Origin of the sequence: Novosphingobium bradum, assembly GCF_042646485.1 — a bacterium.
In the GTDB taxonomy this organism is placed as follows: Bacteria; Pseudomonadota; Alphaproteobacteria; order Sphingomonadales; family Sphingomonadaceae; genus Novosphingobium; species Novosphingobium bradum.
Window position 1 is genome coordinate 88,262 of record NZ_JBHRTQ010000007.1, and the last position, 22,922, is coordinate 111,183.

Annotated in this window: 23 protein-coding genes and 1 tRNA gene; 15 read left to right on the forward strand and 9 right to left on the reverse strand. The window is 68.8% G+C overall.

Translation table 11 applies throughout. The features are described 5' to 3' along the window. Nucleotides 1-8 precede the first annotated feature (8 nt). On the forward strand, nucleotides 9-1,883 hold the full coding sequence (gene sppA, locus ACFOD9_RS06350) for a signal peptide peptidase SppA (RefSeq protein WP_379509253.1): 1,875 nt from the start codon (nucleotides 9-11) through the stop codon (nucleotides 1,881-1,883). 39 nt (nucleotides 1,884-1,922) lie between these two features. On the opposite strand, the gene ACFOD9_RS06355 is transcribed toward sppA, so the two are convergent. Next, nucleotides 1,923-2,102 carry a hypothetical protein gene (locus ACFOD9_RS06355; protein WP_379509254.1) on the reverse strand — a complete coding sequence of 60 codons (180 nt, stop codon included), beginning with the start codon at nucleotides 2,100-2,102 and terminating at the stop codon, nucleotides 1,923-1,925. Nucleotides 2,103-2,241: 139 nt separating this feature from the next. Here ACFOD9_RS06355 and ACFOD9_RS06360 point away from each other — a divergent pair. After that, nucleotides 2,242-2,326, forward strand: a tRNA-Leu gene (locus tag ACFOD9_RS06360). Between the two features lie 63 nt (nucleotides 2,327-2,389). Continuing rightward, the gene (tig, locus tag ACFOD9_RS06365) at nucleotides 2,390-3,967 is read left to right on the forward strand and encodes a trigger factor (protein ID WP_379509255.1); all 1,578 of its coding nucleotides are present in this window, start codon (nucleotides 2,390-2,392) and stop codon (nucleotides 3,965-3,967) included. Nucleotides 3,968-4,106: 139 nt separating this feature from the next. Here tig and ACFOD9_RS06370 read toward each other — a convergent pair whose 3' ends face one another. Further along, nucleotides 4,107-4,709 (reverse strand): calcium-binding protein, encoded by a 603-nt coding sequence (locus ACFOD9_RS06370; RefSeq protein ID WP_379509256.1) that lies wholly within the window; start codon nucleotides 4,707-4,709, stop codon nucleotides 4,107-4,109. Nucleotides 4,710-5,021: 312 nt separating this feature from the next. On the opposite strand from ACFOD9_RS06370, the gene clpP reads away from it, so the two are divergent. The 5 genes from clpP to ACFOD9_RS06395 all read left to right on the forward strand — a co-directional run bounded on the left by clpP (nucleotide 5,022) and on the right by ACFOD9_RS06395 (nucleotide 9,862). Next, entirely contained in the window at nucleotides 5,022-5,699 is a 678-nt protein-coding gene (gene clpP, locus ACFOD9_RS06375; RefSeq protein ID WP_379509257.1) for an ATP-dependent Clp endopeptidase proteolytic subunit ClpP, read from the forward strand. Between the two features lie 191 nt (nucleotides 5,700-5,890). Continuing rightward, entirely contained in the window at nucleotides 5,891-7,147 is a 1,257-nt protein-coding gene (gene clpX / locus ACFOD9_RS06380; RefSeq protein ID WP_379509258.1) for an ATP-dependent Clp protease ATP-binding subunit ClpX, read from the forward strand. 217 nt (nucleotides 7,148-7,364) lie between these two features. Beyond that, nucleotides 7,365-7,910, forward strand: a complete 546-nt coding sequence (locus tag ACFOD9_RS06385; RefSeq protein ID WP_379509259.1) for a UGSC family (seleno)protein — start codon at nucleotides 7,365-7,367, stop codon at nucleotides 7,908-7,910. After that, nucleotides 7,900-8,988, forward strand: a complete 1,089-nt coding sequence (locus ACFOD9_RS06390) for a hypothetical protein (protein ID WP_379509260.1) — start codon at nucleotides 7,900-7,902, stop codon at nucleotides 8,986-8,988. The genes ACFOD9_RS06385 and ACFOD9_RS06390 overlap by 11 nt, the downstream gene beginning before the upstream one ends. A gap of 28 nt (nucleotides 8,989-9,016) precedes the next feature. After that, the gene (locus ACFOD9_RS06395) at nucleotides 9,017-9,862 is read left to right on the forward strand and encodes an SDR family NAD(P)-dependent oxidoreductase (protein ID WP_379509261.1); all 846 of its coding nucleotides are present in this window, start codon (nucleotides 9,017-9,019) and stop codon (nucleotides 9,860-9,862) included. Between the two features lie 2 nt (nucleotides 9,863-9,864). On the opposite strand, the gene ACFOD9_RS06400 is transcribed toward ACFOD9_RS06395, so the two are convergent. From ACFOD9_RS06400 to mtgA, 4 genes are all read right to left on the reverse strand, one after another. Next, entirely contained in the window at nucleotides 9,865-10,764 is a 900-nt protein-coding gene (locus ACFOD9_RS06400; protein ID WP_379509949.1) for a cation diffusion facilitator family transporter, read from the reverse strand. Continuing rightward, nucleotides 10,698-10,853, reverse strand: a complete 156-nt coding sequence (locus ACFOD9_RS06405; protein WP_379509982.1) for a hypothetical protein — start codon at nucleotides 10,851-10,853, stop codon at nucleotides 10,698-10,700. The genes ACFOD9_RS06400 and ACFOD9_RS06405 overlap by 67 nt, the downstream gene beginning before the upstream one ends. A gap of 55 nt (nucleotides 10,854-10,908) precedes the next feature. After that, on the reverse strand, nucleotides 10,909-12,081 hold the full coding sequence (locus ACFOD9_RS06410) for a carbohydrate porin (RefSeq protein WP_379509262.1): 1,173 nt from the start codon (nucleotides 12,079-12,081) through the stop codon (nucleotides 10,909-10,911). Between the two features lie 185 nt (nucleotides 12,082-12,266). Beyond that, nucleotides 12,267-12,974 carry a monofunctional biosynthetic peptidoglycan transglycosylase gene (mtgA, locus tag ACFOD9_RS06415; RefSeq protein WP_379509950.1) on the reverse strand — a complete coding sequence of 236 codons (708 nt, stop codon included), beginning with the start codon at nucleotides 12,972-12,974 and terminating at the stop codon, nucleotides 12,267-12,269. A gap of 85 nt (nucleotides 12,975-13,059) precedes the next feature. On the opposite strand from mtgA, the gene ACFOD9_RS06420 reads away from it, so the two are divergent. The 3 genes from ACFOD9_RS06420 to ACFOD9_RS06430 are packed head-to-tail and all read left to right on the forward strand — an operon-like array spanning nucleotide 13,060 to nucleotide 15,893. Then, on the forward strand, nucleotides 13,060-13,674 hold the full coding sequence (locus ACFOD9_RS06420; RefSeq protein WP_379509263.1) for a recombination protein O N-terminal domain-containing protein: 615 nt from the start codon (nucleotides 13,060-13,062) through the stop codon (nucleotides 13,672-13,674). A 14-nt stretch (nucleotides 13,675-13,688) separates the two neighbouring features. Further along, a complete protein-coding gene (leuB, locus tag ACFOD9_RS06425) occupies nucleotides 13,689-14,732 on the forward strand; it encodes a 3-isopropylmalate dehydrogenase (RefSeq protein ID WP_379509264.1) in 1,044 nt (347 codons plus the stop codon). A gap of 3 nt (nucleotides 14,733-14,735) precedes the next feature. After that, the gene (locus ACFOD9_RS06430) at nucleotides 14,736-15,893 is read left to right on the forward strand and encodes a glycosyltransferase (RefSeq protein WP_379509265.1); all 1,158 of its coding nucleotides are present in this window, start codon (nucleotides 14,736-14,738) and stop codon (nucleotides 15,891-15,893) included. Between the two features lie 25 nt (nucleotides 15,894-15,918). Here ACFOD9_RS06430 and ACFOD9_RS06435 read toward each other — a convergent pair whose 3' ends face one another. Then, nucleotides 15,919-16,536, reverse strand: a complete 618-nt coding sequence (locus tag ACFOD9_RS06435) for a DNA-3-methyladenine glycosylase family protein (RefSeq protein WP_379509266.1) — start codon at nucleotides 16,534-16,536, stop codon at nucleotides 15,919-15,921. Between the two features lie 101 nt (nucleotides 16,537-16,637). Between ACFOD9_RS06435 and ACFOD9_RS06440 the strand changes: the two genes are divergently transcribed. Continuing rightward, nucleotides 16,638-16,955 (forward strand): 2Fe-2S iron-sulfur cluster-binding protein, encoded by a 318-nt coding sequence (locus ACFOD9_RS06440; RefSeq protein WP_379509267.1) that lies wholly within the window; start codon nucleotides 16,638-16,640, stop codon nucleotides 16,953-16,955. A gap of 138 nt (nucleotides 16,956-17,093) precedes the next feature. Here ACFOD9_RS06440 and ACFOD9_RS06445 read toward each other — a convergent pair whose 3' ends face one another. Together ACFOD9_RS06445 and uvrB are read right to left on the reverse strand one after the other, a co-directional pair. Then, on the reverse strand, nucleotides 17,094-17,666 hold the full coding sequence (locus tag ACFOD9_RS06445) for a hypothetical protein (protein ID WP_379509268.1): 573 nt from the start codon (nucleotides 17,664-17,666) through the stop codon (nucleotides 17,094-17,096). Nucleotides 17,667-17,770: 104 nt separating this feature from the next. Next, entirely contained in the window at nucleotides 17,771-19,984 is a 2,214-nt protein-coding gene (uvrB, locus tag ACFOD9_RS06450) for an excinuclease ABC subunit UvrB (protein WP_379509269.1), read from the reverse strand. A 168-nt stretch (nucleotides 19,985-20,152) separates the two neighbouring features. Between uvrB and ACFOD9_RS06455 the strand changes: the two genes are divergently transcribed. The 3 genes from ACFOD9_RS06455 to ACFOD9_RS06465 all read left to right on the forward strand — a co-directional run. Further along, nucleotides 20,153-20,560 (forward strand): PilZ domain-containing protein, encoded by a 408-nt coding sequence (locus ACFOD9_RS06455; RefSeq protein ID WP_379509270.1) that lies wholly within the window; start codon nucleotides 20,153-20,155, stop codon nucleotides 20,558-20,560. A 90-nt stretch (nucleotides 20,561-20,650) separates the two neighbouring features. Further along, on the forward strand, nucleotides 20,651-21,412 hold the full coding sequence (locus ACFOD9_RS06460; protein ID WP_379509271.1) for an esterase/lipase family protein: 762 nt from the start codon (nucleotides 20,651-20,653) through the stop codon (nucleotides 21,410-21,412). Between the two features lie 123 nt (nucleotides 21,413-21,535). After that, nucleotides 21,536-22,922 (forward strand): 7TM diverse intracellular signaling domain-containing protein (locus ACFOD9_RS06465; protein WP_379509272.1); only part of this gene is annotated, 1,387 nt, incomplete at its 3' end.

Sequence of the window (22,922 nt, forward strand, 5' to 3'; positions counted from 1 at the left end):
GCTTCATAATGATATTCGCGCGCAAGGTCTGGCACCTCCTCGTAGGCATCAAGGACGGCCTTGTCCTGCTGTTCATGCTGCTGTTCTTTGGCCTGCTCTATGCCGTGCTGGCGATGCGGCCGGGGCCGGGGGCGGTGACCGACGGGGCGTTGCTGCTGCGGCTGAAGGGGCCGGTGGTGGAAGAACCCGCCTCCCCCGAACCGCTTGCCGTGCTGTCGTCCGGCAGCCTGCCCAGCCCGCAATACCGCGCCCGCGACCTCGTTCGCGCGCTGGATGCGGCGGTGGCCGACCGGCGGATCAAGGCGGTGGTGCTCGACCTGTCGGACTTCACCGGCGGCGGCTTCGTCCACATGGCCGAACTGGGTGCGGCGATGGACCGGGTGCGCGCCGCCAAAAAGCCGGTGCTGACCTATGCGACCGGCTACGACGATGCCGCCGTGCTGCTGGCCGCCCATGCCAGCGAGGCCTGGATCAACCCGATGGGCGCGCTCTACGTGCTCGGCCCCGGCGGGCAGCAGCAGTATTTCAAGGCGCTGCTCGACAAGCTCAGGATCACTGTCCACGTCTACAAGGTCGGCACCTTCAAGGACGCGATCGAGCCGTGGGAGCGCGATTCCATGTCCGATGCCTCGCGCCAGGCCCGCACCGCGGTGGTCGAGGCGGTGTTCGGCCAGTGGCAGGCCAACGTGCGCGCGGCCCGGCCGAAAGCGCGGCTCGATCTGGTGATCAAGGACCCGGTTGGCTGGATGAAGGGCTCCGGCGGCGATCCGGCGCGCGCGGCGCTGGCCTCGGGGCTGGTCGACCGGATCGGCGACCGGGTGGAATTCGGCCAGCGCGTCGCCGCGATCGCCGGCAAGGACGCGGTTGACGACCGGCCGGGTCGGTTCGCCCATTCCAGCGCGGCGGCCCTGCTGGCCGCCCATCCGCTGCCCACCGGCGGCAGGAAGATCGGCGTGCTGACCATCGCCGGAGACATCGTCGATGGCGCGGCCGGGCCGGGCGCCGCCGGAGGCGACCGGGTGGCCGCCCTGATCGACGGCAAGGAGGGCAGGGACCTTGCCGGGCTGGTGGTCCGGGTGGATTCGCCGGGCGGCTCGGTCATGGCCTCCGAACAGATCCGCAAGGCGATCGTGCGGGCGAAGGCGAGGGGCATTCCCGTGGCCGTCTCGATGGCCAACTATGCTGCGAGCGGGGGTTATTGGGTTTCGACGCCCGCCGCCCGCATCTTCGCCGAACCCGGCACGGTGACCGGCTCGATCGGGATCTTCGCGGTGCTGCCCTCGTTCGAGCGTTCGCTTGCCGCGATCGGGGTAAAATCGGACGGGGTGCGGATCACGCCGCTATCGGGCCAGCCCGACGTGCTGGGCGGCTTCACGCCCCAGATCGACGGGATGCTCCAGGCCGGCATCGAATCGGGCTATGCCCGCTTCGTCGGCCTGGTGGCCAGGTCGCGCGGCAAGAGCTTCGCCGAGATCGACCGGATCGCGCAAGGGCGGGTGTGGGACGGGGGCACCGCCCGCCAGTTGGGGCTGGTCGACCAGTTCGGCACGCTTGACGATGCGCTGGCATGGGTCGCGGGCCAGGCGAAACTGGGCAAGGGCGATTGGCACCCGGTCTACCTCGGCGAGAACGCCAATCCCTATGCCTCGCTGCTGGAAAGGCTGGCCGGATCGGACGACGGCGCCGCGCCCGAAACCGATGCGGTCGCCCGCCTTGCGCGGCTCCAGCAGGGGCGGCTGGGCTCGGCCATGACCATGGCCGAGCGGCTGATGGGCGCGCAAGGGGCGCAGGCGCTGTGCCTGGCCTGTCCGGCACTGCCGGTGGCGCAGCCGACGGTTTCGCCCACGGGCTGGTGGGCCGGGCTGGCCGCGCTGGTGCGGTGAATCAGCGCGGCATCCGCTTCGCTGGTCCAGGCCTCCGCCTCAGTATTCGGGCACCTCGCTTGGCCCGGTGTCGGGTTGGTCGAAATCCGGCGCAACTTCGGGCACGCCCTGCGGTTCGTCGGGCATCTCGTCGGGGGTGATCGCCGGGGGGAGTTCACCGGGCAGGCTGGGGTCGATCGGGTCGGCCTGGTCGGGCCGGGGCGGGGGCTGGGTGGCCATGAGTGTCTCCTGGAACGGCATGGTGCCGGACGAATCCGGCGACTTGCCCCCAATATAGGCCGGCTCTCCCGCCAGCGCTTGCCCTTTTCGCGCGACATCGCTACGGGCCACGGCTCTTGGAATTCGGGCTTCGTCGATCGCGGGCGTGGCGGAACTGGTAGACGCAGCAGGTTTAGGTCCTGCCATCGCAAGATGTGGGGGTTCGAGTCCCTTCGCCCGCACCAGTTCCCCAGGGTCTCCCGCGCCGTGCGAAGCCGCAACGCGTTGTTGAGAAGGCATTTATCACCATGCAGATTGTCGAGACCACGAACGAGGGTTTGAAGCGCGGCTACACGGTCACCATCGCCGCGACGCTGATCGCCGAGCGGATCGAGGGCGAGGTGAGCAAGATCGCTCCGCAGGTGCGGATGCCCGGTTTCCGCCCCGGCAAGGTTCCGGCCAACCTGGTCAAGAAGATGCACGGCCCGGCGCTGCACAACGATGCGCTCCAGGCGGTGATCCGCGAGGCGATGGACAAGCTGGTGGCCGACAATGGCCTGCGTCCCGCGATGCAGCCGGCGGTGACCCTGGGCGAGGGCTATGACCTGGGCCAGGACGCCGAGCTGACCATCACGCTCGAAGTGCTGCCCGTGATCGAGGCGCCTTCGCTCGAAGGCCTGAAGCTGGAAAAGCTGGTCGTTCCGGTGAGCGACGAGGCCGTGGCCGAAGCGGTTGAGCGGATCGCCGCCGGTGCCAAGAGCTTCACCGATGCCAAGAAGGGCAAGAAGGCCGAGAACGGCGACCAGGTCGTGATCGACTTCGTCGGCAAGGTCGGCGACGTGGCGTTCGATGGCGGCACGGCCGAGGACGTGGCGCTCGAACTGGGCGCGGGCCGCTTCATCCCCGGCTTCGAGGAGCAGCTGGTCGGCGTGAAGGCCGGCGAGGAGCGCCAGATCACGGTCACCTTCCCGGAAGACTACCCGGCCGAGAACCTCAAGGGCCAGGAAGCCACCTTCGACGTCACCGTGAAGGCGGTGAAGGTTGCCGGCGAGACCACGATCGACGACGAGTTCGCCAAGAACCTCGGCCTCGAAAGCCTCGAGCAGCTCCAGGGCTTGCTGCGCGGCCAGCTTGAGCAGGAAACGGCCGGCCTTACCCGCACCCAGATGAAGCGGCAGCTGCTCGACATCCTGGCCGAGGGCCACGACTTCGCCGTGCCGCCCTCGATGGTCGAGGCCGAGTTCAGCCAGATCTGGCAGCAGCTCACCCACGAGGCCAGCCACGAGGAAGACCCGGAGGCCGCGGTCAAGGAACTGGAAGCCGAGAAGGACGACTACCTGCGGATCGCCGAGCGCCGCGTGCGCCTGGGCCTGCTGCTGTCGGAAATCGGCCAGGCCAACGGCGTGGAAGTTTCGCAGCAGGAAATGTCGATGCTGCTCAGCCAGGCTGCCCAGCAGTATCGCCCGGAAGACCGCCAGCGGTTCCTCGAATATGTCCGCTCCGAGCCGCTCGCCGCCGCCCAGCTGCGCGCCCCGCTCTATGAGGACAAGGTCGTCGACTTCCTGTTCGACAAGGCCGAAGTGACCGAGCGGACCGTGACCAAGGACGAGCTCCAGGCCGCGATCGAGGCGGAAGAAGGCACCGGGTCGGGCCACGTCCACGGCCCGGACTGCGGCCACGATCACGGCGCCAAGCCTGCCGCCAAGAAGAAGGCTCCGGCCAAGAAGAAGGCTGAAGCCGCCGACGAAGCGCCCGCCGCCGAGGCTGCCGATGAGGTGAAGCCGGCGAAGAAGGCTCCGGCCAAGAAGGCCGCGGCGAAGGCTGATGAAGCCCCGGCAGCCGAAGCTGAACCCAAGAAGAAGGCCCCGGCCAAGAAGAAGGCCTGAGGGCTGACTCCGGGCGATTGGGGGCGCTAGCGGCCCATCGCCAGACAGAAAAAAGGCCCCGGAGCGATCCGGGGCCTTTTCGTTGGGGCTGGCCGTCGTTTGCTGGCGCGATTTGGGCGGGGCCGTGGCCCCGCTGCCGTCAGAGCACGAGGTCGGCCAGGGTCACGGCGCCGTGGGAGGCATTGAGCTGGACCTCGAAATCGACCGAACCGTTACCGTCGAAATCGACCTGGAGCAGTTGGGCATAGGCGGTTGCCGCCGAGCTGCCGCCATAGGAGGCCGAGAGGCTGACCATCCCGGCGGTAAGGTGAAGCGCGACCAGGTCGATCCGATCGATCCCGTGCTGGAAATCGGCGATGATGTCGCGCGCGCCCAGGCCCACCCCCGAATCGCCGCGGGTGATGTAGGTGAACACGTCGCGGTCATCGCCGCCCCACAGCTTGTCGACCCCGGTGCCGCCGATGATGATATCGGCGCCCACGCCGCCGTTGATGAGATCGTTGCCTTCGCCGCCGGCGATCACGTCGTCCCCGCCGCCGCCATAGAGCTGGTCGTTGCCGGCGCCGCCGCTGATCACATCCTTGTCGGCGCCGCCGAAGATCGTGTCGTGCCCGTCGCCGCCAAAGATCTGGTCGGTCCCGGCCGAACCGACCACGGCATCGCCGCCGCCGCCCGCGAAAACAGTGTCGTTGCCGGCCGTGCCGACGATGGTATCGTTGCCGCTGGTGCCCAAGGTGGCCATGCCCGATCTCCGCTGTGATGCTTGCAAAGCGGCAGTTTACGCCGGTTTGTGCATTGCACCCAAGATGACCGCTCCACATCGGAACAGTCCGCCCGCCGTTGCCGCCAGCCGCCTATCGCGCGATAGGGTGACCCTGTGGAACTCGGGGGGCGAGGCGGGTCGCATTGTTCCGGAGCGGACCGGTCGGAGGGCTGGGGGCGATGGTGGCCGATCCGCGCCGGATTCGCGGGTTCCCCCGTTTTTCGCGGTTAATGCCCTTGAACATCGCGCCCCATCACGCGACATAGGCCCGGCAACCGAATGAGGACCTTCATGCTCGATCTGTTCGGCGCCGCCGGCGCGCAGGGTAAGTTCACCGTCGATCCCGTCACCGGCGCGCTCGTGCCCATGGTGGTGGAGCAGACCAGCCGCGGCGAACGCAGCTTCGACATCTATTCGCGCCTGCTGCGCGAACGGATCATCTTCGTCACCGGCGAGGTGGAGGATCACATGGCCTCGGTCATCGTGGCCCAGCTCCTGTTCCTGGAGAGCGAGAATCCCTCGAAGGACATCTCGATGTACATCAACTCGCCCGGCGGCGTGGTGACGGCGGGCATGGCGATCCATGATACCATGCAGTACATTCGCCCGCGCGTGTCCACCGTGTGCATCGGCCAGGCCGCCTCGATGGGCTCGTTCCTTTTGGCCGCCGGCGAGCCGGGGATGCGGATCGCGCTGCCGAACGCGCGGATCATGGTCCACCAGCCTTCGGGCGGGGCGCGCGGCATGGCCTCCGACATCGAGATCCAGGCGCGCGAGATCCTGCGGATGCGAAAGCGCCTCAACGATCTCTACGTGAAGTATACCGGCAAGAGCCTTGACGAGATCGAGAAGGCGATGGATCGCGATACCTTCCTCGAGGCCGAGGAGGCGCTGGCCTTCGGCCTCGTCGACAAGGTCTTCGAAAGCCGTCCCGCGACCGACGCCGTCGGCGAGGCGACGGGTGAGTGAGCGCCCGGGCTGATGGGCTGCCGCGGTGAACGGGTCACCGGGTAGAAACCATTAGCCGGGGCAGGCATCTGGTCAGGCAGGGCGCTTCAGGCATCCGCAAGGACAGGTGTCTCGAAGCGCAGGATTGATTATCGTTCTCGCGAGGTTAGACTCGGCGAGTCTCCGCGTCAGGCGGGCGTACAGGAAAAGGCATGACCAAACTGAGCGGATCAGACGCGAAGAGCACCCTCTACTGCAGCTTCTGCGGGAAGTCGCAGCACGAGGTGCGAAAGCTTATCGCCGGCCCGACCGTGTTCATCTGCGATGAATGCGTGGAGCTGTGCAACGACATCATCCGCGAGGAAACCAAGGCCGGCATCGCCGGCAAGAAGGACGGCGGCGTCCCCTCGCCGCGCGATATCTTCGAGACCCTGAACGATTACGTGATCGGCCAGGACCGGGCCAAGCGCGTGCTCTCGGTGGCGGTGCACAACCACTACAAGCGCCTGAAGCACAGCGGCAAGGGCGGCGAGGTGGAGCTTTCCAAGAGCAACATCCTGCTCGTCGGGCCGACCGGCTCGGGCAAGACCCTGCTCGCCCAGACCCTGGCGAAAACCTTCGACGTGCCCTTCACCATGGCCGACGCCACCACGCTCACCGAAGCGGGCTACGTGGGCGAGGATGTGGAGAACATCATCCTCAAGCTGCTCCAGGCGAGCGACTACAACGTCGAAAAGGCGCAGCACGGGATCGTCTACATCGACGAGATCGACAAGATCAGCCGCAAGGCCGAAAACCCCTCGATCACCCGCGACGTGTCGGGCGAGGGTGTGCAGCAGGCCCTGCTCAAGCTGATGGAAGGCACCACGGCCTCGGTTCCGCCGCAGGGCGGGCGCAAGCATCCGCAGCAGGAATTCCTGCAGGTGGACACGACCAACATCCTGTTCATCTGCGGCGGTGCCTTCGCGGGCCTCGAGAAGATCATCGCCGACCGCCTGCAGAAGCGCTCGATCGGCTTCGGCGCGCACGTAGCCGATCCCGACAAGCGCCGGGTGGGCGAACTGCTCCAGAAGGCCGAGCCGGAGGATCTCCTCAAGTTCGGCCTGATCCCCGAATTCGTCGGCCGCCTGCCGGTGATCGCGACCCTGAACGACCTTGATATCGAGGCCCTGGTCAAGATCCTCAAGGAACCGAAGAACGCGCTGGTCAAGCAGTACGCCAAGCTGTTCGAACTGGAAGACGTGACGCTCACCTTCACCGACGATGCGCTCGAAGCGATCGCCAAGAAGGCCATCGAACGCAAGACCGGCGCGCGCGGCCTGCGCTCGATCGTCGAAGGCCTGCTGCTCGACACCATGTTCGATATCCCGACCGAGGAAGGCATTTCCGAAGTCGTGGTCGACAAGGACGTAGTGGAAGGCCGCAAGGAACCGGTGCGGGTCCACGGCGCCAAGGAACAGGCGGCCTGATCCCCGCTTCCTGAAACCAGATCACCAGGACCGCCCCGGAACTCCGCTTCCGGGGCGGTCTTGCATTGGGCGCCGCACCACCCGGGCAGCGGACGGGCCGCCGTCCTGGCAGATCGCGCGGGCGATCGGCGGCAGCTTTTGCTCTTTGCCGGCCATGGCGCCATGCTACCCTTGCCCCAGCGAGGCCGCGCCAGGCGGCCCATGCCGGGAGAGCAGCATGACCATCACCATTCTCGATCCGCGCGGGCAGGGGGGGCCGACGGTCACGCCCTATGCGCTGGCGTGCGATCCGCGCCGGGATGGGCTGCGGATCGGGCTGTTGTCCAACTGCTTCTTCGATGCGACCAACCTGCTGCGCGCCCTGGGCGAGGTGCTGGTCGAGCTGCTGCCCGGCGCGCGGGTCTCGCTCTATGAATGCCCCAATGCCTCGCTGATCGCCGAGCCGGAGCTGATCGCCCGGGTGGCCTCGGAAAACGACGTGGCGGTGACCGCGCTGGGCCATTGCGGGAGCTGCACCTCCAGCGCCACGCGCGATGCGGTGAACCTGGCGCGGGCGGGCCTGCCGGTGGGCACGCTCATCAGCGACAAGTTCTACGAGGCTTCGCACTTCGTTGCCCGCTCGGTCGGGATGCCCGACGTGCCCCGGGTGCGCCTGCCCCATCCGGTGGCCGGGACCGGCGCGGCGCGCATCGCGGCCATCGCCCGCGAAGCCGCGCCGCGCCTGATCGCCACCTGGCAGGGAGCACTGGCCGATGCAGCCTGAGCTGATTTCAAATCGCCTGACCGGCGCCAGCGAAGACGCCTTGCAGGAGGAACTCTATCGCCTGCGCGCCACCGATGGCCTGCCGGTGATCCTGCCCACCGAGGAGCGGGTGCGGGCGATGATCGAGGTGGCGGCCTATGCCGGCTACGATGCCGACCTCTTGCTCGGCGAAATCGGGCCGAACCTGGGCGCCGCCACGGTGGAGAAGATCGCGGTCAACGCGGTCATGGCCGGCTGCCTGCCCGAGCATTTCCCGGTGGTGCTGGCGGCGATTTCGGCGCTGTGCGATCCGCGGATGGACGTCACCGAAATGCAGGTGACCACGCACCAGGTCGCCCCGCTGCTGCTGGTAAGCGGCCCGGCGGTGCGCGACCTGGCGATTGCCAGTGGCTTCGGGGCGCTGGGCTATGGCCACCGCGCCAACCTGGCCATCGGCCGCGCGGTGCGGCTGTGCCTGATCAACCTGGGCGGGGTCTGGCCCGGGGCTTCGGCCATGGCGCTGCTCGGCCAGCCCGGCTCGATCGCCTATTGCCTGGGCGAGGATGCCGAGGCCAGCCCGTTTCCCCCGCTCCACGCCAGCCTGGGCCTCGCCGCCGAAGCCAGCGCGGTCACGGTGGCCTGCGTGGGTTCGCCGATCTCGGTGCTGGTCCCGCCCAGCCCCGATGGCGAGCCGATGGCCGACCGGCTGCTCGATTGCCTCGCTGCCACCATCGCCGGGATCGGCAACAACAATGTCAGCTTTCCCCATGGGACCGTGGTCGTGGTGCTCAACCCCGATCATGCCCAGGCGCTGGCCCGCGAAGGGCTGGACCGGGCGGGCGTGATCGATGCCCTGGTGCGCCGCGCCGGGCAGAGCGCCGAGGCGATCAGCCGCGCCCGCACCGGCCGGCCATCGCCCGATCCCGATCGCTTCGTGCCGGCGATCGCCAGCGCGGACAACGTGCTGGTGCTGGTGGCCGGCGGCAGCGGGGTCTATTCCACGGTCATGGTGCCGTGGGGCGGGGGGCCGCACGGCAATGCCCATGTCACGCGCGAGATCGTGTTCAACGATGCCTGCGAAGTGGTGATCCACGCCTGAGGCGCGGCCGGCCGGGAAGGGAATGCCGATGAATGAATTGCTGGGCCTTGCGGGCGAAGTGGTGCTGGTCACCGGGGCGGGCTCGGGGATCGGCAAGGCCACCGCGCTGCTCTATGCCCGGGCGGGCGCGCGGGTGGCCTGCTGCGGGATCGTGGAAGCCGATGAAGCGGCGACCGCGGCCGAGATCCGCGCAGCCGGGGGCGAGGCGATCCACCTGGTGGCCGATATGCGCGACCGCGCGGAAGTTTTCGCCATGGTTGCCGCGGTCGAGGCGCGGCTTGGCCCGCTGGCGGTGGCGGTCAACGTGGTGGGCGGGCTGGGCGGGCAGAAGCCCAGGCCGTTCCTCGATCTCACCGACGAGGACTGGGACATTCCCATCCGCAACAACCTGACCACCACCATGCTGTGCTGCCAGGCCGAGGCGCTGGCCATGGCGCGGGCGGGCACACCGGGGCGGATCGTCACCTTCTCCTCGGGCGCCGGGATGAAGGCCTCGCCGACCATGGCCCATTACGGCGCGGCCAAGGCGGCGGTGATCCAGTTGACCAAGACCCTGGCGATCGAGCTGGCGCCCCATGGCATCCGGGTGAACTGCGTGGTGCCCGGCACCCATCTTACCCCCAGCCTGGCCCGGCAGATCGCCGATCCGGCCAATCCCGGCATGGCCGATTTCGTCGCGCGGTCGAGCGCGGCGATTCCCCTGGGCCGGCTGGGCGAGGTGGAGGAAACCGCCGGGGCGGCGCTGTTCCTCGGCTCGAAGCTGTCCGGTTTCATGACCGGGCACACGGTGATTTCCGATGGCGGCGCGCTCCACGCCACCCCGCGCGGCGCGGCCTCGCAGGGGCTGGCGGTCGCCGCGCTGAAGGGGGGCTGAACCTAGACCACCCCGTCACTTTCCAGCGCGCAACTGGCATCGGCGCTGGTTTCCACCTGGACCGTGGCATGGCCGATCCCGAAGTGATGCTCCAGCTCGTGGGCCAGGTCGTGGAGGAAGGCATCGCCCGGATGGTTGCCGGGCATGACCAGGTGCGCGGTCAGCGCGGTTTCGGTGGTGCTCATCGCCCAGATGTGGAGATCGTGGACCGCGCTCACCCCCGGCCGGGCGGCCAGGAATGCGCGCACCGCGCTCTCGTCGATCCCCGGCGGAACCCCGGCGAGGCCGAGCTTGAGCGCGTCCTTGGCCAGCCCCCAGGTGCCCCAGGCGATCACGCCGACGATGACCAGGCTGGTGGCCGGATCGATCCACAGCGCGCCGGTCCGCAGGGTGAGCAGGCCGGCCACGACCACGCCGGCCGAAACCGCCGCGTCGCCGGCCATGTGGAGGAAGGCGCCGCGCAGGTTGATGTCGCTGTGCCGGCCCTTGGCGAACAGCAGGGCGGTGGCCGTGTTGATGAGAATGCCGACCAGCGCCACGGCGACCACCGTGCTGCCCACGACCGGTTCCGGCGTAAGCAGGCGGCGCACCGATTCGACCGTGATCGCGCCCAGCGCCGCCAGCAGCATCGCGGCATTGGCCAGGGCGGCAAGGATCGAGGAGCTTTTGAAGCCGTAGGTGAAGCGGGCCGAGGGCGGCCGCGCGGCCAGCACGCTGGCCCCCCAGGCCACCACCAGCCCGAGCACGTCCGACAGGTTGTGCCCGGCATCGGCGACCAGCGCCATCGAACCGGACAGCACCCCGAACACCGCCTCGACCAGCACGAAGGCGGTGTTCAGCGCCACCCCGATGGCGAAGGCGCGGCCATGGCTGGCCGGGGCATGATGGTGCCCGTGGCCCAGGGCATGGCCATGCCCATGCCCATGCCGGGGATCATGGTCGTGATGATGCAGGCCCAGGCGGTGTCTCCTTGCGCGCGGTCCTCGCACAAGGGGCGGTTGGCGGCAAGGATGGCGAGGGCGGCGAGGGCGAAGTGGCGGGTGGGGCTAGTCCTGCGCGGGCGGGGTCAGGGTCAGGCGCAGCGTCATCACCAGGGCATCGCGGCTGCCCGGCAGGCGGGTGGTGTCGCGGATGAATTGCAGGTCGGGCTGGATCGTGAGCCACGGCGCGAGCTGGTCTTCGCCGGTCACCTCCCAGCCGGCCTCGACCGGGCGCTGCGAATCGCCGGCGTCGGCCAGGTTGGCGCGATACTTGGGCGCGATAAACCCGGCATGGAAGCCCGCCGAAAGGCGCGAGGCCGGGCGGCCCGGCAGCGCCTGCGTTAGCAGCAGGCCGGCCTGGAAGCTGCCCGAAAAGGCGGTGGTATCGCCATCGGAAATCCCGCCGCGCACGAAGGCGGTCAGCCGCGGGCCGAGCGGTCGTTCGGCCAGGGCATAGGCGCCCCAGGCCCGGCGGCGCAGCGGCGCGCCGGCGGCATCGGTATCGCGCTGGTCGTCCTGGCGGCGGGTATAGGCCCAGCCGCCCAGGGCCAGCTTGCCGCCCCCGGCGGTCCATCCGGCCTCGCCGATCAGCAGCGCGCCTTCGCGCAGCAGCGGGGCCGGGCCGCCCGGATCGCCGATCACGCGGGCCTCGGCATTCAGCGCCGCGGCAAGGAGATAGACGTCAGGCGCCGGGGTCAGTCGCAGCGACACGGTGGGCGCGGTGGAAGGAAAGATCGCCGGGCCATTGGGGCCGCTGGCCGCCAGTTCGCTGCCGATCCCGAAAGGCGGGGCGATCAGCAGGCCGGACGCCTCTGTGGCGTAGAAATCGCAGTTGAGATCGACGAAGCCCAGCTTCACCGCGCCCAGCGCGCCCAGCCCCTGTTCGAGATAGGCTTGGAACAGGCGCGGGCGGTTGAGGCTGGTTTCGGCGTTGTCGATCCCTTCCACGGTTCCGGCCAGGGCATTGGGCTGGGCGCCGGTGCCGGCCTCGACGGTGAGGACCGCGCGGGCGCCGTGCCAGCCGATCGCCTGGTCAAGATCGGCAGCGGCATCGACGCGCAGGAGATCGACGAAGCGCGTCCCCCGGGCCGGGCCGTCGGCGACGGCCACCGTATCGGCCACGTAGCTGGCGGCCAGGTCGAGCGGGCGCGGCGTTTCCTCGGCGCGGGCCAGGGCGGGCAGGGCCGCGCAGGCGAGTGCAAGCGGCAGGGCCGGCAGGGGGCGGAACGGGCGGGTCATCGGGACGGTCCGGCTAAGCGCGCGCGTGGGCTGCGGCGACGGGGCTTGCCCGGCGTCCTGTCCGCCGCCGGGGCAGGGGGAACAGGCTGGGCGTCGTCAGGGCGCCGGGCCAGACTGGTCTAGCATCGGCGCCTTTCGGCATGGTCAGCGGGAGCTTAGGGGAATTCCCGTCGCCCCGGGGCTGATCAGTCATAGACGCAGGCGTCGTAGTCAGAGCGGCGGACCACCGTGCTGCGCGCCGCGATGGCATTGCCGTGGCGGCGGGTGAAGCCGCTGGCGCCGATCACTTCGCGCTTCTTGGGCGCGGGCAGGGCTGCCGCGATCCGCGCCGCCTCCACCGTGGCGAGCCGGGCGGCGGAATGGCCATAGTAGCGCTGGGCGCCGGCCTCCACGCCATAGGTGCCGATCCCGGTTTCCGCGACGTTGAGATAGACCTCCATGATCCGCCGCTTGCCCCAGACCTGCTCGATCAGCACGGTGAACCAGGCTTCCAGCGCCTTGCGGAAATAGCCGCCGCCCTGCCACAGGAACACGTTCTTGGCGGTCTGCTGGCTGATCGTGGAGCCGCCGCGGATCCGCCCGCCGCGCTGGTTGCGCTGCCAGGCCCGCTCGATCGCGGCGGTATCGAACCCGTTGTGGGTGCAGAATTTCGAATCTTCGCCCGCGATCACCGCGGCGACCATGGTGCGGTCGATCTGCGAAAGCCTTGTCCAGTCCTTGGAGAAGCCGTTGGGGTCCATGATCATGGTGGGGGTGATCGGCACCGGCACCCACTTGTAAAGCAGCACGAAAAACAGGCTCGCAGCGATGAAGGCGGCGATGCCCGCGGCCAGCCAGGTCGCGATCCGCCGCCGCCATGAACGACGCGTGCCGCTGCCGGGCCTGTGGCCCATCTTTCCGAACAGGGTTCCCATGTTCCGCCAGATAGCGCGCCGCCCTTGCTCAAGCCATCCCCCTGCGCCACAGCCGTGGCCCACGATGCAGCTTGCCCTCACCACCGCCGATCCGGGGATCGTCTGCGCCGTTGCGCCGCATGGCGAGACGGCGGTGATCGTGCGCGTCCTGACCCGCGACGCCGGGCTGGTCGGCGCCTATGTCGCGGGCGGGCGCGGGCGGCAGCTGCGGCCGGTGCTGATCCCGGGCAACCTGGTGGCCGGCGAGATCCGCTCGCGCGCGGAAAGCCAGCTGCCCTTCGCCCGGCTCGAACTGGTCGCCAGCCGTGGGCCATGGCTGGGCGAACCGCTGGCCTCGGCCGCGATCGGCTGGGCCACTGCGCTCGCCGCCACTGCCCTGCCCGAACGCCAGCCGTTCCGCGCGCTGCATGGCGCGCTGGCCGCCCTGCTCGATGCGGTCTGCGCCGCGCCCTCGGCGCGCGGCTGGTTGCCCGGGCTGGTGGCCTACGAGGCGCTCACCCTGCGCGAACTGGGCTATGGCGCACCGGCCCGCCTGCCCGACCCGGATGATACCCCCGCGCAACTGGCCCTGCTTGATCGCCTGGGCGAGCGGCTGGCGCGCTATGCGCTTGCCCATCGCCAATCGGATGTTATGGCGGCGCGCGCGATCCTGCGGGATCGGCTTGGCAGGATCGGTTGAACAGGGCCATTGGCATGAGGATTGCGGTTTTCGCCGGCGACGGCATCGGTCCCGAGGTCACGCGCGAGGCAGTGCGCGTGCTCAAGGCGCTGGACCTTCCCGGGCTGGACCTGGTCGAAGGCGATGTCGGCGGCATGGCCTGGCGCAAGCACGGCCATCCGCTGCCCCAGGCCACGCTCGATATCGCCCACTCGGCCGATGCGATCCTGTTCGGCGCGGTCGGCGATTTTTCCTGCGATCACCTGGAGCGCCACCTGCGCCCGGAACAGGCCGTGCTTGGCCTGCGAAAGGAACTGGGCCTGTTCGCCAACCTGCGCCCGGCGCGGGTTTTCGCCGGCCTTGAAGGCCATTCGGCGCTGCGCCCGGAAGTGGCCGGCGCGATCGACCTCCTGATCGTGCGCGAGCTCAACGGCGACGTCTACTTCGGCGAGAAGGGGATCGAGACCCTGCCCGACGGTGGCCGTCGCGGCTGGGACATGATGAGCTACACCGATGCCGAAGTGCGGCGCATCGCCCATGTCGGCTTCAAGGCCGCGCAGGGCCGAAACGGCAAGCTGTGCTCGGTCGACAAGGCCAACGTGCTGGAAACCTCGCAGGTCTGGCGCGACACGGTGATCGAGGTTTCCGCGCAATATCCCGACGTCGAACTGACCCATATGTATGTCGATAACGCCGCGATGCAGCTGGTGAAGAACCCCGGCGCCTTCGACGTGATCGTGACCGGCAACCTGTTTGGCGATATCCTGTCCGACCAGGCCTCGATGTGCGTGGGCTCGATCGGCCTGCTCGCCTCGGCCTCGATGGCGGAAGGCACCAAGGGGCTGTACGAGCCGATCCACGGGTCCGCGCCCGATATCGCCGGGCAGGACAAGGCCAACCCCATGGCCACGATCCTCTCGGTCGCCATGCTGCTGCGCCACTCCTTCGGCCGCGAGGCCGAGGCCCAGCGGATCGAGGCGGCAGTGGCGCAAGCCCTGGCCGATGGCGTGTTCGGCGGCGATCTGGGCGGCACCTTCGGCACCGCCGCGATCGGCGATGCCGTGCTCGAGAGGCTCTGAACGATGGCCACGCAAGACACCGCAGGCACGGCTGCCCCGATCCGGCTGGGCATTGTCCTGCCGACCTACAACGAACGCGGCAATGTGCGCTCGATGGTGGAGCGGCTCGATGCCGCGCTCGCCGGGATCGCCTGGGAAGTCATCGTCGTCGACGACAACAGCCCCGATGGCACTGCCGATGAAGCCCGCGCGCTGGCCGCGCAGGATCGCCGCGTGCGTGTGCTCCAGCGCATCGGCCGGCGCGGGCTTTCCTCCGCCGCGATCGAGGGGATGTGCGCCACCTCGGCCCCGGTGGTCGCGGTGATGGATGCCGATCACCAGCACGATCCGGCGCTGCTGCCCGAAATGCTCGCCGCCATCGAAGGCGGCCAGTACGACCTGTCCTATGCCAGCCGCTTCGCCGAAGGCGCCAGCACCGAGGCCTGGGGCCGGCCTGACCGGGTCAAGGCTTCGGGCCTCGCCAACAAGCTGGCCCGCAAGGTGACCGGCGTCACCCTGTCGGATCCGATGAGCGGCTATTTCATGCTGCGAACCGATGCCCTTCGCAAGGACGCGCACCGGCTTTCGGGCGTAGGCTTCAAGATCCTGCTCGATATCCTCGCCACGGTCGATGAGCCGCTGCGGATCAAGGAGTTCCCGATGAACTTCGCCGCCCGCGCGGAAGGCGAGAGCAAGCTCGACCAGACCGTGGTGTTCGAATTCCTCGTCGGCCTTTACGACAAGTGGCTGGGCCGGTTCATCCCCACCCGCTTCGCCCTGTTCGGCACGGTGGGCGCGCTGGGCGTGTTCGTCCAGATGGGCACGCTGTTCCTGGTGCTGCACCTGCTGCTGGGCGAACGCTTCGTCTACGGCCACTGGACCAGCAACACGACTTTCAACGTCGCCAATACCCTGGCCGCCGTCGTGGCGATGAGCTTCAACTTCGTGCTCAACAACGAGCTGACCTATTCCGACAAGCGCCTGCGCGGCTTTGCCCCGCTGCTGCGCGGCTGGGCCAAGTTCGCGATGACCTGCTCGCTCGGCCTGCTCACCAACGTGGGCGCGGCCGCCGCGCTCAAGGCCATGGGGTTCCACGATTTCGTGGCCGTGATCATCGGCATCGTGCTCGGCTCGGTGTGGAACTTCGCGCTCAGCTCCAAGTTCGTCTGGGGACGGTACTGAAGCCCTTCCCCCATCGGGGGAGGTGCTACAACGCGGCGTTGTTGTAGCAGTGCCAGGTCAGGATCGCCGCTGCCCCCCGGTGCGGCCTCCAGCCTTCCGCAAGGGCGCGGGTCTGCTTCTCCGAGGGCCGCTCGGCCAGCCCCAGGATGCGCCCGATCCCCGCCTGCACCGCAAGGTCGCCCGCCGGCCAGATGTCGGGCCGGCCTTCGGCGAACAGCAGGTAGATCTCGGCCGACCAGCGCCCGATCCCCTTGATCCGGGTGAGCAGCGCGATCGCCGCCTCGTCGTCGGCCGGCAGCGCGCCGAAATCCAGCTCGCCGGCTATGACCAGTTCGCACAGCGACCGGGCATAGCCCTGCTTCTGGCGCGACAGGCCGCAGGCGCGCAAGCTGTCGAAATCAGCGGCGAGCAAGGCTTCGGCGGGAAGGTCCTCGCCCAGCGCCGCCTCCAGCCTGCGCCACACCGATGAAGCCGCCGCCACGCTGACCTGCTGGCCGAGGATCGTTCGCAGCATGGTGCGCCAGCCGCGCGGCCGGATGCGCGGCTCGGGATAGCCGACCCGGGCCAGCGCCGCGGCAAGGCGCGGTTCGCGCGCCGCCAGCGCGTCGAGCGCAAGGTTCAGATCGCCGGCGCGGAGTCCCATCGTGCTTCATCCTTGCCATTCTTGCCAAAGCCGATCCCAGGCTGTAGCAGCCGCCACCAGGCCCCCGGGCGGGCAGGATCATCTTTTTCAGGGATAAGGCAATGACCAAGCTGGTAGTCGTCGATCGTCAGGGTTCCGAGCACGAAATCGACGTTGCGAACGGGATTTCCGTGATGGAAGCCATCCGGGACAACGGGTTTGACGAACTGCTCGCGCTGTGCGGCGGCTGCTGCTCCTGCGCCACCTGCCACGTCTACATCGATCCGGTCTCCGCCGACAACATCCCGGCCATCTCCGACGACGAGAACGACCTGCTCGACAGCTCGGACAACCGCAATGCCAACTCGCGCCTGTCGTGCCAGGTGCAGATTTCCGACGCCCTGGCCGGCGCCCGCGTCACCATCGCGCCGGAAGATTGATCCGCGCCTGATCGCCGCGCAACTGGCCGTCCGGCCGCTTGCGCGCTCCAGCAGCCTCCCGCCCGAGACCGGGCCGGGGGCTGTTTGCGTTTTTGGCGGAGCAATGCGGCCAGCCCGGGCGGGGCAGGGCCGAACCGTTCAGGCGGCGGGCGCGCGGTCGCTCGCGCGGCAGGATTCCAGCAGGTGGCCCGGCTCGCCGCTGGCCGGCAGCAGCAGGGTGCCGCCGCCCGGCAGGGTGGCCTCGATACGGTTGCCGCCCTTGAGCACGTCGAGCCGTGCATCGGTGGCAGGGATCGCGCCCTGCCACGATCCGGCCTCGCCCGGCAGCGCCGCGTCGACCGGGAGGCGCGCGATCCGGCCATTGCCGATCAGCGCGAGCAGAGCCTTGGCGCCGGCCTCGGCGCGGGTATGCCGGCTGATCGCAAGATGGGCCACGCCGGCGGCATCATGGGTGCAGGCGAGGGTGAACAGCGCCGGCTGCCCGGGAATGCCGAAAGCCACGCCATCATTCGCGGAAGAACCCGCGGCGCTCCAGGCGCCACCTTGCGGCTGAGGCGGCGGCGCCTCGACCGGCAGCGGGCCTTGATCCAGCGCCAGGCGCGCCGGATAGGTGCCCGAAACCGGAGCGGTTTCGACGACTTCCCGGCTGTGCGACTGCGAACAGGCGCCCAGCAGGAGCGTGAAGGCGATAAGCGGCTTGCGACCCGACATCAGTCAGGTTCTGGAGTCATCGCGCGGCGATGGCAAGAGCCGGATCCCGCCGGTTCCACGAATCGCCCGGGATTTTGCACGGCCCATGGCTGCAAACCGGGCGTTCACCGCCCCCACTTCTTCTGCACCTTGCCATAGCGGGTCTTGCGCGTTCCCGGCTTGCCCTCGTTGCTGCGGCCCACGCGGGGCGCCCGGGAGCCGGAACCGTGCTCGGCGTCGGGCAGGCCGAGTTCCTCTGCCTCCAGTCGCCGGATCTCGTCACGCAGGCGGCCGGCTTCCTCGAATTCGAGATCGGCGGCGGCGGCCCGCATCCGTCCTTCGAGGTCCTCGATATAGGCGCGCAGGTTGTGGCCGACGAGGTTGTTCCGCGTATCGTCTTCCAGCTCGATCACCACCCCGTCGCGGCTGGCGGTATCGGCGACGATATCGTGGATGTTGCGCTTGATCGTGGCCGGCGTGATCCCGTGTTCTTCGTTGTAGGCGCGCTGCTTTTCGCGGCGGCGGTCGGTTTCGGCGATGGCGCGTTCCATCGAGCCGGTCATCCGGTCGGCATAGAGGATCACCCGGCCATCCACATTGCGCGCGGCGCGACCGATGGTCTGGATCAGCGAGGTTTCGCTGCGGAGGAACCCTTCCTTGTCGGCATCGAGGATGCAGACCAGCCCGCACTCGGGAATGTCGAGTCCCTCGCGCAGCAGGTTAATGCCCACCAGCACGTCATAAACGCCCAGCCGCAGGTCGCGGATCAGCTCGATGCGTTCCAGCGTCTCCACGTCGGAATGCATATAGCGCACGCGCAGGCCCGCTTCGTGCATGAATTCGGTCAGGTCCTCGGCCATGCGCTTGGTGAGCGTGGTGACCAGGGTGCGATAGCCCTGCCTGGCCGTGGCCCGGCACTCGTTGATGCAGTCCTGCACCTGGTCTTCCACCGGCTTGATTGCCACCGGCGGATCGATCAGCCCGGTCGGGCGGATCACCTGTTCGGCGAACACGCCGCCCGATTGATCCATCTCCCACGGGCCGGGCGTGGCCGAGACGGCGACCGTCTGCGGGCGCATGGCGTCCCATTCGTTGAAGCGCAGCGGGCGGTTGTCGATGCACGAGGGCAGGCGGAAGCCGTATTCGGCGAGCGTGATCTTGCGGCGGTGGTCGCCCTTGGCCATCGCGCCGATCTGCGGCACGGTCTGGTGGCTTTCATCGACGAACAGCAGGGCATTGTCGGGGAGATACTCGAACAGGGTCGGCGGCGGTTCGCCCGGCAGGCGGCCGGTAAGAAAGCGCGAATAGTTCTCGATCCCGGCGCAGCTTCCGGTGGCGGCGATCATCTCGAGATCGAAATTGGTGCGCTGCTCCAGCCGCTGGGCTTCGAGCAGGCGGCCTTCGGCGTTCAGTTCCTTCAGCCGTTCGGCCAATTCGAAGCGGATCGCATCCGCCGCCTGCTTCATCGTCGGCCCCGGCGTCACGTAGTGCGAATTGGCATAGACCCGCACCTTGTCGAGCTTGGCCCCCGCCTTGCCGGTGAGCGGATCGAACTCGGCGATTTCCTCGATCTCGTCGCCGAAGAAGGAGATCCGCCAGGCCATGTCCTCGTAGTGGCTGGGGAAGATCTCCAGGTTGTCGCCGCGCACGCGGAAATTGCCGCGGGCAAAGGCGGCATCGTTGCGCTTGTATTGGAGGGCAACGAGCTTCCTGATGATCTCGCGCTGGTCCTGCGTGTCGCCCTTCTTGAGGTCGAAGATCATCGCCGAATAGGTTTCGACCGAACCGATGCCGTAGAGGCACGAAACCGAGGAGACGATGATCACGTCGTCGCGCTCCAGCAGGGCGCGGGTGGCCGAATGGCGCATCCGGTCGATCGCCTCGTTCACCGAGCTTTCCTTCTCGATGTAGGTGTCCGACCGGGGGACATAGGCCTCGGGCTGGTAATAGTCGTAGTAGGAGACGAAATACTCCACCGCATTGTCGGGGAAGAAGCTCTTGAACTCGCCATAAAGCTGGGCGGCGAGAATCTTGTTGGGCGCCAGGATCAGCGCCGGGCGCTGCAATTGCTCGATCACCTTGGCCATGGTGAAGGTCTTGCCCGAGCCGGTGACGCCCAGCAGGACCTGGGTCTTCTCGCCCTCGGTCGCACCATCGCCGCCGATGCCGGCAACAAGGTCGGCGATGGCCGTGGGCTGGTCGCCGGCCGGCGCGTAGTCGGAGACGATGCGGAACGGCCGCCCGCCGTCCGATTTCTCGGGCCGCTGCGGCTTGTGGGGGACGAAGGCGCCGCTGGTGTCGGGTTCGGCAAGGCCGCGGCGGATGATCAGTTCGCTCATGCTGGCGGCAATATGGGCGTTCCGCTTTGGTTCCGCAACGCCCTCGCGCCTGCCCTCAGGGGATGGTCAAGCCGGCGTTAACCACGTGTTTGCCGGCGTGGTGCAAAAGGTGAAAGCGCCCGCGCCGCTGCCGTCCTTGGTCATGCGACACGCGGCAGGAGCAGCCCCATGGCAAGCACGGCAAACACGGAAATCGAGTCAACCATGGCAGGCGAGGCCGGCCCACGGGACGAAACCGAGGAGCGCCGCGCCCGGCGGCTGGCCCTGGCCATGCCGGCGCGGTGCCGGATGCTGTCCGGCTTCACCGAGGACGTGGTTGTCCGCGACGTGTCGCCGGGCGGCTGCCGGATCGCCAGCCATGCCCTGCGGCTGCGCGCGGGCGAACGGGTGCTGCTGCGCCCGGCGGGGCTGGAAAGCCTGCCGGGCGTGGTCCGCTGGTGCGAGGCCAACGAGGCCGGGATCGAGTTCGACCATCCGCTTCACGTGGCCGTGGCCGAACATCTCCACCGCCGCTTCATCACCTTCCTTGGCGCCGAGGTGCCCTATCGCTCCGCCTCGCGGCGCCTGGCCGCCTGAGCGAGACTGGTGCTCCCGTCCCCGGACGGAACCCGCATGGCCCGCCGGTCGTTCAGCCCTGGAACAGGCAAGCGGGGCAAGACTGATCGCATGATGAACCTCCTGGCCATCCGCGATGCGGCGGCGGCCACGGGCGAGGGCTTGCGTCGCCGCGCGCGCCTCGCTCGCGAGCCGCGGCCCGAGGGCGTGACCACCCCGCCGCTGGGCCTGCTGCTGCGCGAACTGGCCGTGCTGGTGGGCGGCAAACGCCACCCGGCCGGCCCGGTCGCGCCGGCGCGTCGGCCGATGCCGGTGATGATCGTGCCCGGCTTCGGCGCCCACCCCGCACGGATGCGGCCGATGGCCGAGGCGATCGAGCGCGCGGGCCACCTGGTGTTCGATTGGGGACTGGGCTTCAATCTCGGGCCATCGCCGGAAAACTTCGCCTTCCTTCTCGCCCGGGTGCGGCGGATCGCCAGGGCGAGCGGGCAGCCGGTGGCCCTGGTCGGGTGGAGCCTGGGCGGCCTGTTCGCGCGCGAGATCGCCAAGCTGGCGCCGGGCGCGGTGGCGCGGGTCATCACGATGGGCACGCCCTTTTCCGGCGATCCGCGCGCCAACAATGCCTGGCGCGCCTACCAGGTGATCACCGGTCACTCGGTCGACCAGCCGCCGGTGGGCGGCGATTTCGCGGTCAAGCCGCCGGTGCCGACCACGGCCTTGTGGAGCCCGGCCGATGGCGTGATCGCGCCGCGTTCGGCCTGCGGCTGGCCGGGCGAGCGCGACCGGGCGGTGGCCCTGCGCTGTTCGCACCTGGGCTTCCCGGCGGCGGCCGAATCGATTCGCGCGGTGCTGGACGATCTCGACCTGGGCTGAAATTCTGCGCGTGCCGCACGAATTTCCATGAAAAACCGTATCAATCCGCCAGTTGAAGCAAGGATGAGGTGACGATCATAAAATCTTGTTATCAAATAGACGGTACATCCCGTCCGCATGAGGATGTCGACCGATCCGGTCCGCACGGGAATCGTCGTGCGTTGCGTGCTGTTCCTGCTGCTGTTGCTGGCGGCGGGACTGGCGACGCTTGCCTTGCTGCGCGTTGGCTCCTCCGATTCGATGCACCTGTCCACCTGCGTGGCCCCGCAGCGCGCGGGCGACACCCCGCAAGCCGTGCTCGCCGCCCCCTCCCGGTTCGATTGCGACCGCCAGGAGGCGAAGTGGGGGCCGGGCAGCTACTGGGTCCGTCTGACGCCGCCGCCGGGCCGGTCATGGGCGCCTCCGGGAGACGACGGCGTGCCCCGGATCCAGTTCGTGCCGCAATGGCAGCGGATGCTGGCGGTCTACGCCCGCGACACCAGCGGCCGGATCGTCACGCGCGATCTCGACAATGTGGTCATCTCCCACATGGTGGGGATCGGCGGGGCGGTGGTCCTGGAACTGGAAGGCCACAAGGCGCCGCTGCGCGAAGTGCTGTTCCGGGTTGACGGGGCGGTCAACAACCGCGGGCTGATCGGCCCGGTCCACCTGGTCAGCAGCCGCCAGACCCATGCCGACGAACTTGCCGCAACCGCCATCTTCGCCGGATTCGCGGGCCTGGGCATTGGCCTGTTCTGCTACAACTTCGTGCTGTGGCTGACCATCCGCGAACGCTTCCAGCTGACCTACTGCGCCTCGCTGGTCACGAAGCTGGCCTATGTCTGGACCAGTTCGGGGATGATGGCGATCACCTTTCCCGGCATTCCGCAAGATTGGCGCATGGCCACCAGCTTCGCCCTGCTGGCCTGCCTGGCGGCGCTGACGATGAAGTTCATCACCGACGTTATCGAGCCCGGAATGATCCCGTCGCGCTTGCGGTGGGTCGCGCGCAATTATGGCCTGCTCATGCTGCTGGGCGGCGCGGGCCTGGCCATGGCGCCGGCCGATTGGCGCTATCTGGCCGATCGCGCCTATGTTTACTGCTTCGTGCCGCTGCCCTTCATGGTGATGGCGCTCACCTTCTTGGCCTGGCGCCGCGGCAGCCAGGCCGTGCGGGTTCTGGCGATCGGCTGGGCAGTGCCGCTGGTCACGGCGATCATCCGCCTGGCCTATGCGCTGCACCTGATCCCGTTCGGACCCGCCGTGCAATATTCGTTGGTGATCGGGATGGGGGGCGAGGCGCTGCTGGCCTCGCTGGCCATGTCCTACCGCATCAAGCTGATTTCCGCCGAACGCGACCGGGCGCGGGCCGATGAACAGGCGGCGCGCCATCTCGCCAATGTCGATTCGCTCACCGGCCTCCTCAATCGCCGCGCCCTGCTCGATCAGGTGGTGGCCTGGGCCAGCCCCGAGCCGCTGCGCCTGCTGATCATCGATATCGATCACTTCAAGCAGGTCAACGATACCCACG